General features: G+C 71.1%; 12 protein-coding genes. 4 read left to right on the top strand and 8 right to left on the bottom strand.

Features of this window, described 5'->3' with window-relative positions; all coding sequences use genetic code 11:
• The first annotated feature begins 7 nt into the window (after nucleotides 1-7).
• Nucleotides 8-508: a metallophosphoesterase family protein gene (locus ACZ7M2_RS22290; RefSeq protein WP_471596721.1), complete on the top strand. Its 501-nt coding sequence runs from the start codon at nucleotides 8-10 to the stop codon at nucleotides 506-508.
• 5 nt (nucleotides 509-513) lie between these two features.
• On the opposite strand, the gene ACZ7M2_RS22285 is transcribed toward ACZ7M2_RS22290, so the two are convergent.
• From ACZ7M2_RS22285 to ACZ7M2_RS22255, 7 genes are all read right to left on the bottom strand, one after another.
• Nucleotides 514-1161, bottom strand: coding sequence for an SRPBCC family protein (locus ACZ7M2_RS22285; protein WP_471596720.1), 648 nt, complete (start codon nucleotides 1159-1161; stop codon nucleotides 514-516).
• The gene (locus ACZ7M2_RS22280; protein ID WP_471596719.1) at nucleotides 1145-2305 is read right to left on the bottom strand and encodes an XdhC family protein; all 1161 of its coding nucleotides are present in this window, start codon (nucleotides 2303-2305) and stop codon (nucleotides 1145-1147) included. The genes ACZ7M2_RS22285 and ACZ7M2_RS22280 overlap by 17 nt, the downstream gene beginning before the upstream one ends.
• Before the next feature lie 33 nt (nucleotides 2306-2338).
• Entirely contained in the window at nucleotides 2339-3484 is a 1146-nt protein-coding gene (locus ACZ7M2_RS22275) for a vWA domain-containing protein (protein ID WP_471597010.1), read from the bottom strand.
• A 68-nt stretch (nucleotides 3485-3552) separates the two neighbouring features.
• Nucleotides 3553-4437, bottom strand: a complete 885-nt coding sequence (locus tag ACZ7M2_RS22270) for an AAA family ATPase (protein ID WP_471596718.1) — start codon at nucleotides 4435-4437, stop codon at nucleotides 3553-3555.
• A 5-nt stretch (nucleotides 4438-4442) separates the two neighbouring features.
• Nucleotides 4443-5294 carry an FAD binding domain-containing protein gene (locus tag ACZ7M2_RS22265; protein ID WP_471596717.1) on the bottom strand — a complete coding sequence of 284 codons (852 nt, stop codon included), beginning with the start codon at nucleotides 5292-5294 and terminating at the stop codon, nucleotides 4443-4445.
• Nucleotides 5291-7693, bottom strand: a complete 2403-nt coding sequence (locus ACZ7M2_RS22260; protein ID WP_471596716.1) for a xanthine dehydrogenase family protein molybdopterin-binding subunit — start codon at nucleotides 7691-7693, stop codon at nucleotides 5291-5293. Before ACZ7M2_RS22260 ends, ACZ7M2_RS22265 begins: the two co-directional genes overlap by 4 nt.
• The gene (locus ACZ7M2_RS22255) at nucleotides 7690-8160 is read right to left on the bottom strand and encodes a (2Fe-2S)-binding protein (RefSeq protein ID WP_054236554.1); all 471 of its coding nucleotides are present in this window, start codon (nucleotides 8158-8160) and stop codon (nucleotides 7690-7692) included. Before ACZ7M2_RS22255 ends, ACZ7M2_RS22260 begins: the two co-directional genes overlap by 4 nt.
• 247 nt (nucleotides 8161-8407) lie before the next feature.
• Between ACZ7M2_RS22255 and ACZ7M2_RS22250 the strand changes: the two genes are divergently transcribed.
• Both ACZ7M2_RS22250 and ACZ7M2_RS22245 read left to right on the top strand, forming a co-directional pair.
• A complete protein-coding gene (locus tag ACZ7M2_RS22250) occupies nucleotides 8408-10393 on the top strand; it encodes a GTP-binding protein (RefSeq protein ID WP_471596715.1) in 1986 nt (661 codons plus the stop codon).
• A 116-nt stretch (nucleotides 10394-10509) separates the two neighbouring features.
• On the top strand, nucleotides 10510-12378 hold the full coding sequence (locus tag ACZ7M2_RS22245) for a cellulase family glycosylhydrolase (protein ID WP_471596714.1): 1869 nt from the start codon (nucleotides 10510-10512) through the stop codon (nucleotides 12376-12378).
• On the opposite strand, the gene ACZ7M2_RS22240 is transcribed toward ACZ7M2_RS22245, so the two are convergent.
• On the bottom strand, nucleotides 12371-13639 hold the full coding sequence (locus ACZ7M2_RS22240) for a YncE family protein (RefSeq protein WP_471596713.1): 1269 nt from the start codon (nucleotides 13637-13639) through the stop codon (nucleotides 12371-12373). The two genes, ACZ7M2_RS22245 and ACZ7M2_RS22240, sit on opposite strands and share 8 nt — an antisense overlap.
• A gap of 173 nt (nucleotides 13640-13812) precedes the next feature.
• Here ACZ7M2_RS22240 and ACZ7M2_RS22235 point away from each other — a divergent pair, with 173 nt between their 5' ends.
• Nucleotides 13813-14466, top strand: a complete 654-nt coding sequence (locus ACZ7M2_RS22235; protein ID WP_471596712.1) for a TetR/AcrR family transcriptional regulator — start codon at nucleotides 13813-13815, stop codon at nucleotides 14464-14466.
• Nucleotides 14467-14474 lie beyond the last annotated feature (8 nt).

The raw sequence follows: 14474 nt of genomic DNA, 5'->3' as shown, positions 1-14474 counted from the left end.
GGGTGCCGTGCGTCTGCTCCTGATGTCCGACACCCACCTGCCCAAGCGGGCCAAGGCGCTGCCGCCGCAGCTGATGGCCGAACTCCCGCACGCCGACGTCGTCGTCCACGCGGGCGACTGGGTCGACACCGCCACCCTCGATCTGCTGGAGGAGCGGGCACGCAGGCTCGTCGGGGTGTACGGCAACAACGACGGCCCCGCCCTGCGCGCCCGCCTCCCCGAGGTCGCCCGCGTCGACCTCGACGGTCTGCGCCTCGGCGTCGTCCACGAGACCGGTGCCGCCCAAGGCCGCGAACGGCGTTGCGCCGAGCGCTACCCCGACCTCGACGTCCTGGTCTTCGGACACAGCCACATCCCCTGGGACACCACCACCGGGACGGGCCTGCGCCTGCTCAACCCGGGCTCCCCGACCGACCGCCGTCGCCAGCCGCACCACACGTACATGACCGCGACCGTGGCCGAAGGACAGCTGACCGAGGTGACCCTGCACCGCGTCGACCCCGGCTGAGGCACTCAGGCGTGCCGGTGCCGTCGGATGCGCACGAAGACGAGTGCCAGTACGGCGATGGCCGCGGCGACCGCCACGCGCTTGGCGACCGGAGGCCCGGCGGTCCGCAACAGGTCGATCGGCTCGACCGGTTGGACCGGCGGCACCGGTTGGACCGGTCGCGCCGGCTGGAATGGCTCGACCGGCTCGGGTGACTCGGTTCGTTCGGCCGGTTCCTCGAGGCGCCGTGCCAGACACTCCGCGAACTGCCCGACCAGCTTGTCGCCCACCTCCGCCATGACGCCGCGACCGAACTGCGCCGGACGCCCGGTGACGGTCAGGTCGGTCCGCACCGACACCGCCGTGCCCCCGTCGCGTTCGGCGAGCGTGCCCGTGACCGTGGCCCGTGCCGTGCCCTGGCCGCGCGTCTCCTTGCCGTTCGCGATCAGTACCATCCGGTGCGCGGAGTCGTCCTGTTCCTCGAAGACGGCGGTGCCCCGGTACGTCACCGTGATGGGCCCCACCTTGACCTTCACCGAACCGGTCACGGTCTTGCCGTCATAGTCGTCCACCGTCGCGCCCGGCATGCACGGGGCGATCCGTTCGACGTCGAGGAGTGCCCGCCAGGCGTCGTCGACGGGAACGGGGACGGTGAACTCATGATGCAGTTCCATGCTGCTCTCCTCCAGGCGTATCGACGGGTCCGGCAGGCGTATCGACGGGACCGGGATGGATCGCCCCGCCCGTCGCCGTCAGCGGCGCCCCGCTGCCGCCCCACCGCAGTGCGACGATCTCCGCGGCGACGGACACGGCCACCTCCTCCGGTGTACGGGCACCGAGGTCGAGCCCGACCGGCGAGCGCAGCCGGGACAGTTCGCCCTCCGACAGACCGGCGTCGATGAGCCGTTTCCTGCGGTCGTCGTGGGTACGACGACTGCCCATCGCCCCGATGTACGCGGCAGGGCGGCGCAGTGCCTCCTCCAGCAGGGGCACGTCGAACTTCGGGTCGTGGGTCAGGACGCAGATCACCGTGCGCGCATCGGTCTTCGTACCGCGCAGATAGCGGTGCGGCCAGTCCACGACGACCTCCACACCCGCCGGGAACCGTTTCGCGGTGGCGAAGACCGGGCGGGCGTCGCACACCGTGACCCGGTAGCCGAGGAAGTCCCCGATGCGGGCCACCGCCGCCGCGTAGTCGATCGCGCCGAAGACGAGCATGCGCGGGGGCGGCGCGAAGGAATGGAGGAAGACGGTCACGGCGTCCTCGCGGCGCTCACCGTGCGGCCCGTAGTGCCGCCGGATCGTGGCGCCCTGGGCCAGTTCACCGCGGGCGTCGGCGGTGACGGCCACGTCCAGACCCGTGGAGCCCAGCGAACCGGCCACCTCGTCCGGCCACACCGCGAGCGTGGCCCCGAGCGGCGCCGGTCCCTCGATCACCGTCGCCACCGTCACGGGCCGGCCGGCGGCCACCGAGTCGGCCACCGCGGCGAACGAGGGGTCCTCGGCGGGCGTCACCCGGCGGATGAGCAGGGTGATCTCGCCGCCGCAGGTGAGTCCCACGGCGAACGCGTCCTCGTCGCTGTACCCGAAGGTCTCCAGACGGGCCTCGCCGGACGCCACGACCTCCTGGGCCAGCTCGTACACCGCCCCCTCGACACAGCCGCCGGACACACTGCCCACGACCTCGTCGCCGGGTCCCACGGCCATGGCGGCTCCCGGGTCCCGGGGCGCGCTGCGGCTGACCGTGACCACCGTGGCGAGCCCGAAGGGGGAGCCCGCCGCGTACCACCGCTCCAGCGCCGGGAGGATCTCACGCATCGCTCGCTCCGCTCACCACAGGGTGTGTCCCACTCAAGAGTCCGCTCCTCTCACCACCGCCGCCAGCCGCTCCAGCGCGGCCGGACTGTGTCCCTCGACGAACGCGTCCACGCTCGGCAGCGCCGCGGCCATCCCGCCGGCCAGGGGCGCGTAACCGGGTCGGGCCTTGCGCGGATTCGCCCAGATCACCCGGTGCGCGAGCCGGTGCAGGCGGCGCATCTGCTCCGCGAGCAGAGCCGGATCGCCACGCTCCCAGCCGTCGGACAGCACGACGACCACCGCGCCGCGCGCCATGCCCCGCCGCCCCCACCGGTCCAGGAAGCCGCGCAGCATCTCACCCAACCGGGTGCCGCCACGCCAGTCCGGAACCGCCGCCGCGAGCGCGGCCATGGCCGTGTCGGGATCCCGGTGCGCCAGTTCACGGGTCACCCGGGTCAGCCGGGTACCGATCGTGAAGACCTCCGTGCGGGTGCCCCGTGCGGTCCCACCCATGCGGGGGCCGTGGAGGGCCGCGTGCGCGAAACGCAGCAGCGCGTCCGCGTACGGCCCCATCGAGCCGCTCACATCCACAAGCAGCACCACCCGGCGCGGGCGTTCCGCTCGCGCCCGGTGCCGCAGCCGCGCCGGCTCCCCGCCGCCGCGCAGCAACTCGCGTACCGTGCGCCGCGGATCGACGGCGCCCCGCCGGGCCGGATGCCGCCGCGCAGTGCGCCGGGCCTCGCCGCGCAGGGTGAACGCGGCCCGCAGCCGCCGCAGTTGGTCGCGCTCGGCGGCGGTCAGCTCGGCGAAGTCCCGGTGGCGCAGTACGTCGGTGGAGTCGGCCAGCACGGCCACGGGGACGGCGTCCTCGGCCCGCGCCGCCGGGCGGGGCACCGTACCGGCGCCGCGCAGGACCGTCCGGGTCCGCGGCGGGGGAGCGGGCCGGACCGGGGCGCCGCCGGGCCGGCCGCCGAAGTACGCCGCGAAGACCCGTTCGTAGCGCTCCAGGTCGTCCTGGCTCCCGCACAGGGTGAGACGGCCCGCCCAGTACACGTCCGAACGCGCACCGGGATCGAGCACGTCGAGCGCGCCCAGGAAGGCCTGCACGCGGTCGGGCGAGGCGTCGACGCCCGCGGCGCGCAACGCGCGGGCGAACCCGACGACCACGGCGGACGCGTCGACGGCGCGCCGCTGTCCCACCTCGTCCCCGCCGTCCCCGCCCTCCCCGCGGCTCCGGCCGTCCTCGCCGTCCCGGCCGTTCACGCCGCTCACGTCTCCCGTGCCGCGAGGATCGCCGCCAGATCCAGCCCCCGTGCCCGCTCGGCGTCCTCCCGGTACTTCAGCACCGAGCCCAGGGTCGCCACCGCCAGCTCCGCGTCCACCTCGCTCGCCCCCAGCGCGTCCAGGGCCTCCGCCCAGTCGATGGTCTCCGCGACGCCGGGCGGTTTGACCAGGTCCTCGGCGCGCAGGGCTTGCGCGAGTGCGGTCACCTGCTCGGCCAGGCGCTCCGTGATCCGCGGCAACCGCCTCCGCACGATGGCGAGTTCACGGGCGAATCCGGGATGGTCGAACCAGTGGTAGAGGCACCTTCGCTTCAGCGCGTCGTGCACTTCACGCGTCCGGTTCGAGGTCAGCACCACGACGGGCGGCAGCTGCGCCCGCAGGGTGCCCAGTTCCGGAATGGTGATCGTGTACTCGGACAGCAGCTCCAGCAGGAACGCCTCGAACTCGTCGTCGGCGCGGTCGATCTCGTCGACCAACAGCACCGACGGCTGGGTCTCCAGCGCCCGCAGCAGCGGGCGCGTGACGAGGAACCGCCGGTCGTACAGCTCGCCTTCGAGCCGGTCGGCATCCGTCACGCCCGCTGCCTCGGCCGCCCGCAGGTGCAGCAGCTGGCGCGGGAAGTCCCAGTCGTACAGGGCCTGGGAGGCGTCGATGCCCTCGTAGCACTGGAGCCGGATCAGCGGAGCGTCCATCGCCTCGGCCAGGGCGGACGCGAGCGCGGTCTTGCCCACGCCCGCGTCGCCCTCGCAGAACAGCGGCCGGTGCAGCCGCAGCGCCAGGAAGCAGGCCACGGCCAGCCCGTCGTCGACGAGATACCCCGTCTTCTCCAGGCGGGCCCGCACCTCCGCCGGACCGCTCACCTCGTGCATGGGCGCTACTCCAGGGCGGCCAGCACCGCGCGTCGCGTCAGCACCCGGGCCAGGTGCGCGCGGTACTCGGGTGAGCCCGAGGGATCGGACGACGGATGCGTGCCCTCCGCCGCGGACTCGGCGGCCCGTGCCACCGCGCCCGGTTCGGCGTCGGCGCCGGTGAGCGCCGCCTCGGTGGACGTGGCCCGCAGGGGCGTGGAGCCCATGTTGGTCAGCCCGATCCGGGACTCGGCGAGGTGTCCGTCGTCCCGCCGGACGAGCGCCGCCACGCCGACCACCGCCCAGGCCTGCGCGACCCGCTGGAACTTCTCGTAGTGGAAGCCCCAGCCCTCGGTCGACGGAATCTCCACGCCCACCAGCAGTTCGTCCGGGCGCAGCGCGGTCTGCAGATAGTCGACGAAGAACTCGCGGGCCGGGATCGCGCGCCGCCCCTCCGGTCCCACCGCGATCAGGGTCGCGTCGAGCGCGAGGACCACGGCGGGCAGGTCACCGGCCGGATCGGCGTGGGCGAGCGAACCGCCGAGGGTGCCGAGATGGCGTACGGCGGGATCGGCGACCGTGGCGGTGGCCGCCGCCAGGAGCCCGGCGTGCCGGCGCACCAGCGGATCGCGGATGACGTCGTGGTGCGAGGTCATCGCACCGATGACCAGCGTGCCGGCGTCCTCGCGGATGCCACGCAGCTCCGGGATCCGGCCGATGTCGACGACCAGTTCGGGGAAGGCGAGCCGCAGCCGGAGCAGGGGCAGCAGGCTCTGCCCGCCGGCCAGCACCTTCGCGTCCTCGCCCGCGTCCGCGAGGGTGCGCACGGCCTCGTCGACGCTCACGGGCCGCACGTAGTCGAATGCGGGGGGAATCATGCCGACGCCTCCTCACCGGCGCGGGCGGACCCGTCCGCCGCCCGAGCGGACCGAAGGGCTTCCCAGACCCGCTGCGGCATGCAGGGCATCCTCACCTCGGTCACTCCGAGCGGGCGCAGCGCGTCCACGATCGCGTTGACGACGGCGGGCGTGGAGGCGATGGTCCCCGACTCTCCGACTCCCTTGGAACCCAGGGGATTCGATGTCGCCGGTGTCTCCGTCCGGTCCGTCACGAACTCGGGCAGGTCGGCCGCCGAGGGCACGAGGTAGTCGGCCATCGTGCCCGAGACGAGGTTGCCCTCGTCGTCGTACACGGCCTCCTCGTACAGCGCCTGCGCGATGCCCTGCGCGACCCCGCCGTGCACCTGCCCCTCGACGATCATCGGGTTGATGACGCTGCCGACGTCGTCGACGCAGACGTACGAGCGGATGGTGGTCCGTCCGGTCTCGGTGTCGACCTCGACCGCGCACAGGTGGGTGCCGTGCGGGTAGGAGAAGTTGTCCGGGTCGAGCAGGTGCTCGGCGTTGATGGTGGGCTCCATGCCGTCGGGCAGGTCGTGGGAGGAGAACGTCTCGAAGGCGACCTCCTGGATGGTCCTGCGCGCCTCGGGCGAGCCCTTCACGGAGAACACGCCATGCGTGAACTCCAGGTCGTGCTCGCTCGCCTCCAGCAGGTGCGCGGCGACCTTCCGCGCCTTCTCCACCACCTTGCGCGCCGCGTGGTGCACCGCGGCCCCGCCCACGACGAGTGAGCGCGACCCGTAGGTGTCCATGCCCTGGGGCGCCGCCCTGGTGTCGCCGTGCACCACCTCGATGTCCTCGAAGGGCACTCCGAGCACATCGGCGGCGATCTGGCTCCAGCAGGTCACATGGCCCTGCCCGTGCGGGCTGGTGCCGGTGACCACCTCGACCTTGCCGGTGGGCAGCATGCGGATGCTCGCCGCCTCCCAGCCTCCGGCCGCGTACCGCAGGTCACGCAGCACCCGGCTGGGCGCGAGCCCGCACATCTCGGTGTACGTGGACACGCCGATGCCCAGGCGTACGGAGTCGCCGCGCCGGTTGCGGTCCGCCTGCTCGGCGCGCAGCTTGTCGTATCCGAAGAGGGCGAGCGCCTTGTCCGTGGCGGCCTCGTAGTTGCCGCTGTCGTAGGTCAGACCCGCGACGGAGGTGTACGGGAACTCCTCGTGCCTGATCCAGTTGAGCCGCCTCAACTCGACGGGATCCAGGTCGAGTTCGACGGCCAGCTCGTCCATGATCCGTTCGATGGCGTACGTCGCCTCGGGGCGCCCCGCGCCGCGGTAGGCGTCGGTCGGCGTCCTGGTCGTGAAGACGCCGGTGCACGTGAAGTCGTACGCGTCCATCTTGTAGATCGCCGGGTACATGAAGGCGCCCAGGATCGGGATGCCCGGGGTGACGAGCATCAGATAGGCGCCCATGTCGGCGAGGAGGTCGACCTTGAGGCCGAGCAGCCTGCCCTCGCTGGTGGCGGCGATCTCGATGTCCTGGATCATGCCGCGGCCGTGGTGGGTCGCGAGGTAGCCCTCGGAGCGCGACTCGGTCCACTTCACGGGCCGTCCGAGCCGTCGGGCGACGGTCAGGGCGAGGGCCTCCTCGCCGTACACCTGGAGCTTGGAGCCGAAGCCGCCGCCGACGTCGGGGGCGATCACGCGCAGCTTCTGCTCGGGGATGCCGGTGACGACGGCGAGCATGATCCGCAGGATGTGCGGGATCTGCGTGGCCGAGTAGACGGTGTACTCGCCGGAGGCGGCGAGCGGCGTGACCACGACGGCGCGCGGCTCCATCGCGTTGGGGATCAGGCGCTGCTGGAGGTAGCGGCGCTTCAGGACGACGTCCGCGCGCTCCCGCACGGTGGCGTAGTCCGCACCGGTCGCCAGCGGCCAGACGTAGCAGCGGTTGGTGCCCTTGTCGGAGTGGACCAGTGGGGCGTCCTCGGCGAGGGCGGCCTCCAGGTCGAGCACCGGGGGCAGGGGTGTGTAGTCGACCTCTACGGCTTCCAGGGCGTCGGCGGCCGCGTACCGGTCGCGGGCCACGACGACGGCCACCGGGTCTCCCGCGTACCGGACCTCGTCGACCGCGACCGGCGGGTGGTCGGGCAGCACGATGTCCTCGGTGACCGGCCAGGCGCAGGGGAGTGAGCCGAGGCCCTCGGCGAGGTCCTGGCCGGTGAACGCGGCGACGACGCCGGGGCGCTCGCGGGCGGGTGCGACGTCGATCCGGTCGATCCGGGCGTGTGCCATGGGGCTGCGCAGGATGGCCAGGTGGAGCAGTCCGTTGACGTTGATGTTGTCGGTCCAGTTGGTCTGCCCGGTGACCAGACGGGCGTCCTCCTTGCGCGGCCGGGAGCGGCCGACCTCGCCTTCGACGATCTGGTCCGTCACGGCGAGACCTCCTGTCGGGAGGCGGCGAGGACCGCGCGCACGATGTTCTGGTAGCCGGTGCACCGGCAGAGGTTGCCCTCCAGGGCCTCCCGTACCTCCTGCGGGCCCGGGGCCGGGTTCTCGCGCAGCAGATCGCGGGCCGCCATGATCATCCCGGGGGTGCAGTAGCCGCACTGGAGCGCGTGCCGCTCGTGGAACGCCTTCTGGAGCGCGTGCCACTCACCGTCGTGCGCCAGCCCCTGGATGGTGGTCACTTCGCTCCCGTCCGCCTGGACGGCGAGGACCGAGCAGCTCTTGACGGTCTCCCCGTCCAGGTCGACCGTGCAGGCCCCGCAGTTCGACGTGTCGCAGCCGATCGGGGTGCCGGTCAGACCCAGGTGGTCGCGCAGATAGTGGACCAGGAGAAGGCGGGGTTCGACCTCGTCCTCGTACGTGGTGCCGTCCACCTTCACCGAAATGCGGGTCATGTGCCCTCCCGGAGAGCCAGGTGAGGGGTATCAGCCATTTTACGTGGTGTGCGTCACTCTAGGGCCGGGCGGGGAGGGCGGCGAGTGCTGCGGCGGGGATTTGTTGAGCGTTAATCCGTTGCTGCCGGGCGAGGCCGCCTGCTCCACTGAGGGCGAAGCGTCCACCAAGATCAGGGAGCAGCGATGCGCACACCGTTCATGTCCACCCAGGAAGGAATCACTCCCACTCCAAAGGACATGACACCCGGTGCATATGCTCAACCTGGGAATCCTGGCGCACGTAGACGCCGGTAAGACAAGCCTGACCGAGCGGCTGCTGCACTCGGTCGGAGTCATCGACGAGATCGGCAGCGTCGACGACGGGAACACCCAGACCGATTCCCTCGCGCTGGAGCGGCAGCGTGGCATCACGATCAAGTCCGCCGTGGTCTCCTTCACGGTCGACGACGTGACCGTGAATCTGATCGACACCCCGGGACACCCGGACTTCATCGCCGAGGTGGAGCGCGTGCTGAGCGTGCTCGACGGCGCCGTGCTGGTGATCTCCGCGGTGGAGGGCGTGCAGGCCCAGACCCGTGTGCTGATGCGGACGCTCCGGCGGCTGCGCATCCCCACGCTCGTCTTCGTCAACAAGATCGACCGCGGCGGGGCGTGCCCCGAGCGCGTGCTCGACACCGTCGCGGCGCGGCTCACCCCGGCGATCGTCCCCATGGGCGAGGTCCGGGCGCGGGGCACGCGGGACGCCCGCTTCGGCCCGTTCGACGAGGCACGGCTCGGCGCGCCGTTGCTCGACCTGCTCTCCGAGCACGACGACGCGCTGCTCGCCGCGTACGTGGAGGGCCGGGTGTCGTACGACCTTCTGCGCGCCGCTCTGGTGCGGCAGACCGGGCAGGCCCTGGTCCATCCGGTGTTCTTCGGCTCGGCCGTGACGGGCGCGGGGGTCGACGAACTGATCGCGGGGATCAGGGAGTTACTGCCGCGCGCCGAGGCCGATGTCGACGGCCCGGTGTCGGGCAGCGTGTTCAAGGTCGAGCGCGGGCCCGCCGGGGAGAAGATCGCGTACGCCCGGATGTTCTCCGGGACGCTGCGGACGCGCGACCGGCTGCCCCTGGGTGACGGCAAGGAGGGCAGGGTCACCGCGATCAGTGTCTTCGACCGGGGTGCGGCGCTGCGCGAGCAGTCCGTCGCGGCGGGGCGGATCGGCAAGCTCTGGGGCCTCGCTGACATCCGGATCGGTGACACCATCGGCGTACCGCGGAAGTCGTCGGGCAGCGAGCACCACTTCTCGCCCCCGACCCTCGAAACCGTCGTAGAAGCCTGCCGTCCGGCCGACAAGGGCGCACTGCACGCCGCCCTCACCCAATTGGCCGAGCAGGATCCCCTGATCGATCTGCGCCAGGACGAGACGCGCAAGGAGATCTCCGTGTCGCTCTACGGAGAGGTGCAGAAAGAGGTCATCCAGGCGACTCTGGCCGATGAGTTCGGCATCGACGTCCTGTTCAGGGAGACGACACCGCTGTGCATCGAGCGGCCCCTCGGCAGCGGCGCGGCGGTCGAGTTCATCAAGAAGGGTCTCCATCCCTTTCTGGCGACCGTCGGCCTGCGCGTCGATCCGGCCCCGGTCGGCTCCGGGGTGGAGTTCCGGCTGGAGGTCGAGCTCGGAGCGATGCCGTACGCGTTCTTCAAGGCGGTCGAGGACACCGTGAAGGAGACGCTCGCGCAGGGAATCCACGGCTGGCAGGTGACGGACTGCACGGTCACCATGACCCACTCCGGCTACTGGCCCCGGCAGAGCCACGCCCACCAGGGCTTCGACAAGAGCATGTCCAGCACGGGCGCCGACTTCCGGGGCCTGACCCCCCTGGTGGTGATGGACGCGCTGCGGGCGGCGGGTACCCAGGTGTACGAGCCGATGCACCGCTTCAGGCTGGAGGCCCCGGCGGACACGCTGGGCGCGGTGCTGCCGGTGCTGGCGAAACAGGGAGCCGTCGCGGGGACCACCGAGCTGCGGGGTGCTTCGTGCGTGCTGGAGGGCCGGATCCCGGTCGCCCGGGTCCATGGGCTGGAGCGGCAGCTTCCGGGGCTGACCCGCGGCGAGGGCGAGCTGGAATGCGCCTTCGACCACTACGCACCGGTCCTGCGGGGAACGGTCCCCGACCGCCCGCGCACCGACCTCAACCCGTTGGACCTGAAGGAGTACCTGCTGAACGTGACGCGGCGGGTCGGCGCCTGAGCCCGCACGCGGCGACACGTCTCCCCAGGAGATCTCCAGAAGATCCCCAGAACGTGAAACTTACTCAGGAGTCAGAAGTATTGACGCCCACTTGCGCACCCGCGAATGTTGTGGACATGTCGAAGTTACGTGCGCGTCTGCTCGGCGTCCTCGTGCTCCTCACCGGCTTCCTCTCGGCGGTGGGCGCCCAGCCCGCCGCCGCGGACGGACTCCCCGACTCCCTGTGGTTCGACGCGCCGGCGGCGGCCACTCTCACGGTCGACAAGGGCCACTTCCTCGACGGGCTCGGCCGCGAGGTCGTCCTGCGCGGCTACAACGTCTCCGGCGAGACGAAACTCGAAGAGAACAGCGGTCTGCCCTTCGCCTCGGTCGCCGACGCCAAGAAGTCCGCGACGGCCCTGCGGGCCCTCGGCGGCGGCAACTCCGTGCGCTTCCTGCTCTCCTGGGCCCATGCCGAACCCGTACGCGGCCAGGTCGACTCCGCCTACCTCGCCGCCGTCACCGACCAGATACGCGCCTTCCTCGACGCCGGAATCCGCGTGTATCCCGACTTCCACCAGGACCTCTACTCCCGCTACCTCTTCAACTCGGGCAGCTGGTACACCGGCGACGGAGCCCCCAAGTGGGCCGTGGACGCCGGGAACTACCCGAGCGAGTCCTGCGGGATCTGCCTCTTCTGGGGGCAGAACATCACCCAGAACGGGGCCGTGAAGCAGGCACAGTACGACTTCTGGCACAACGCGTACGGCGTCCAGGACGCCTTCCTCGCCACGGCCCAGGCCACCATGACCTACGTCAAACAGCACCTCACCGCGGCCCAGTTCGCGGGCCTCGTCGGCTTCGACCCGTTCAACGAGCCGTACGCGGGCACCTACGACTCCGGGCAGACCAGCCGCACCTGGGAGCGGGACCTGCTCTGGCCGTTCTATGTGAAGTTCCGGGCCCGGATGGACGCGGCCGGCTGGCAGGACAAGCCCGCCTTCGTCGAAGCCAACCTCTTCTGGAACTCCAACATCGACTCCCAGAAGCAGGAGGGCGGCCTGCTCGACGCGGGCACCCTCGGCCCGCGCTATGTCTTCAACACCCACTTCTACGACCAGAAGGCCATCTCGGGCATCCTCATGTGGGGCAATGCCGCGGACGGCCAGTACGCCACCGACTTCGGGACGGTCCGCGACCGCGCCTCGGCCGCGGGGACGACGGCGATCGTCAGCGAGTTCGGCCATCCGCTGTCGGGAACGGTCTCCGGCAAGGCCCCCACGGTCGACAAGGCGATGTATCAGGCCCTCGACTCCCGCCTGCCGGGGTCCACTTGGTGGACCAAGCCGGCGTCCTCCGGCCCGGTGCTCTCCGGCACCCAGTGGCAGTGGGACCTCTACAGCGGCCGCCATCACGAGCTGATGAACGGCAACGCGAGCAAGGTCCTCACCACGGGCGACGCCTGGAACGACGAGGATCTGTCCGCCGTACGCCTCGACGACTCGGGCACGGCCGTCCTGCGTCAGGACGCCCGCCTGCTCGACCGGCTCTATCCGAGCGCGACCTCGGGCAGCACGGTCGCCTTCACCTACGAGGACCGCTCCCGGGACGGGTCCACCACCCTGACCTGGAACCCGGTTCCGTCGTCCCTGCCGCACGTCTCCCAACTGGTGGGATCGGGCCAGTACGGGCTGCTCCTGTGGCGCTCGGGCGGCGGCAGCGCTCCCACCGAACTCCATCTCCCGGCGTCCTTCCCGACCGCGTCCACGACGGTGGTCTCCGACCTCGGTGCGACGATCTCCCCGCCCGCCTACACCACGACCACCCCGATCGCCGTGGCCCCCGAGCCGGGCGGCACCGGCAGTCGCCGACTGCTGCTCACCGCACCGGACTCGGGGACCCTGCACTACGCGCTGGTCACGAACGGGGCGACGGCCCCGTCCGCCGATCTGCTGAGCGCGGCCCGTTCCGAACTGAGCTCTTGGGCCGCGTCGTCGGTCAACTAGTCGAAGGACCGGTCCAGTTCGCCTCCACATGGCCGAGGCGAACACGCTGGGGGTGGTCGCCGACCGGCACCGACACCGTCTTCTGCCCGGTGGCGAAGTCGATGGCGGTGACCTGGTCGGCGCCGCTCTCGGAGATGATGCAGTCCTTGCCGTCACCGCTGACGGTCGCCCAGTACGGCTTCGAGGCGGTGACGAGCGGGCCCTCCTGGAGGGTGGCCCGGTCGACGACGGTCGCGTAGTCGTCCATCGTTCCGGCGACACACAGTTTGGTGCCGGACGGGTTCATCGAAATGCCGTGGTGGCGCGAGTCGTTGACCCACGTCGTGCGGTCGGTGCTGGTCGCGGGGTTCATCGGCAGGGTCTTCACCCGGGTGATCCGGTCGGAGGCCACGTCGTACTCCAGGAAGCCGTTGAAGAACGACACCTGGAAGTACAGCTTGGACTCGTCGGGGCTGAAGACGGCGGGCCGGACCGCGTCGGAGAAGTCCGTGAGACCGATCGCGTCCAGCCGCTGCCGCATGTCGATCACCTTGACCTGCTTGTAGGTGGTCGCGTCGACGACGGTGATGCGCCGGTCGCCCTTCGTCCAGTCCAGCCACGGGTCGTCGAGCGAGGTGTTCACATCGCCGATGGCCATGTTCCAGATGTACTTGCCGTCCCGCGTGAAGATGTTCTCGTGCGGCTTGTCGCCGGTGCCGAAGGAGCCCAGCTGCTTGCCGGTGTTGATGTCCAGCACGTGCACGGTGTTCGCGGTCGACGCGGAGACCGCGACGCGGGTGCCGTCGGGGGAGACGGCCATGTGGTCGGACCGGTAACCGGCCACGGGGAAACGCCAGTTGATGTGCCCGGTCGCCAGGTCGATCGAGACGACATCGGCGAAGCTCGGGCGGGAGACGACCACCGACTTGCCGTCGGGCGTGGAGTACATGTCGTCGACGAGCTGGTCGTGGCCCTCGCCGACGCCGTTGCGGATGGCCTGGAAGTAGATCCACTTGATCGGATCGGCGTTGATCTCCGCCATCCGGGCGTCCTTGTCCGGGACGACGTTGATCCGGCCGACCTTCGCGAAGTCACCGGTGGACTTGATGACGTCCGCGGTGCCGTCCCAGTTGTTGCCCACGAACATCACTTCGCGCAGGTCGGCCGCGGCGGTCTGCGCGGCGGCCCGCGCGGGGGCCGCGGTCGCCGCACCGCCGAGGGTGAAGGTGAGGGCGACGGCGGCGGCGAGCGTACAGAGGTGTCTGGGTCTGAGGGCAGACATGGTGGGTCCCTTGTCGTAGGCGGGGGGTGCGGGTACCGAAAAGTCTGAACACGACTGCGTTCACATTGGACTTACTGGAAAGTAAGGAAGGACCGCCGCTCTCCACAAGGGTCCGTGCACGACAAAATCATCGGAGGGACGAACGGTTCGTCCCTCCGGCGAGGGAGGAACGTGTGGCGGGCAGGATCAAACAGCCGACCGGCCGTTACGGAGGCAGGACCGCCGCGGAACGGCAGGCCGAGCGGCGCTCGCGCTTTCTGACCGCCGCGCTCCAACTCTTCGGTGACAGCCCGGGGTTCAGATCCACGACCATCGCGGCGCTGAGCGAGGCGGCGGGACTGTCGACGCGTCAGTTCTACGAGGAGTTCCGCACCCTCGAGGATGTGCTGGCCGCCCTCCACCTCCAGGTCAACGACTGGGCCGAGCAGGCGGCCCTGGCCGCCCTTGCCGACGCCCAGGACCTGCCGCTCGCCGAGCGCGCCACCGCGATCTTCCGCGCCTACGCCGCGAACGTGACGGCGGACCCGCGCCGCATCCGCATCACCTTCGTCGAGATCATCGGCGTCAGTCCGCGCCTGGAGGAGCAGCGGCTCGCCCGCCGGGCACGCTGGGTCGACTTCATCTGTGCCGAGGCGACCGCGGCCGCCGACCGCGGTGAGGCGGTGCCGCGCGACTACCGGATCGCCGCCACCGCCTTCATCGGCAGCGTCAACGGCCTTCTGCACGACTGGAGCGCCGGGTGGGTGGCGGCGACGCTCGACGAGGTGGTCGAGGAACTGGTCCGTCAGCTGCTGGGGATCCTGCGACCGGCGGGGTGGAACCCGTAGGGGTCCGG

Source organism: Streptomyces sp. NPDC111507, from assembly GCF_055638955.1.
The sequence above is the reverse complement of the archived record's forward strand: the minus strand, read 5'-3'. Positions and strand labels throughout refer to the sequence as shown.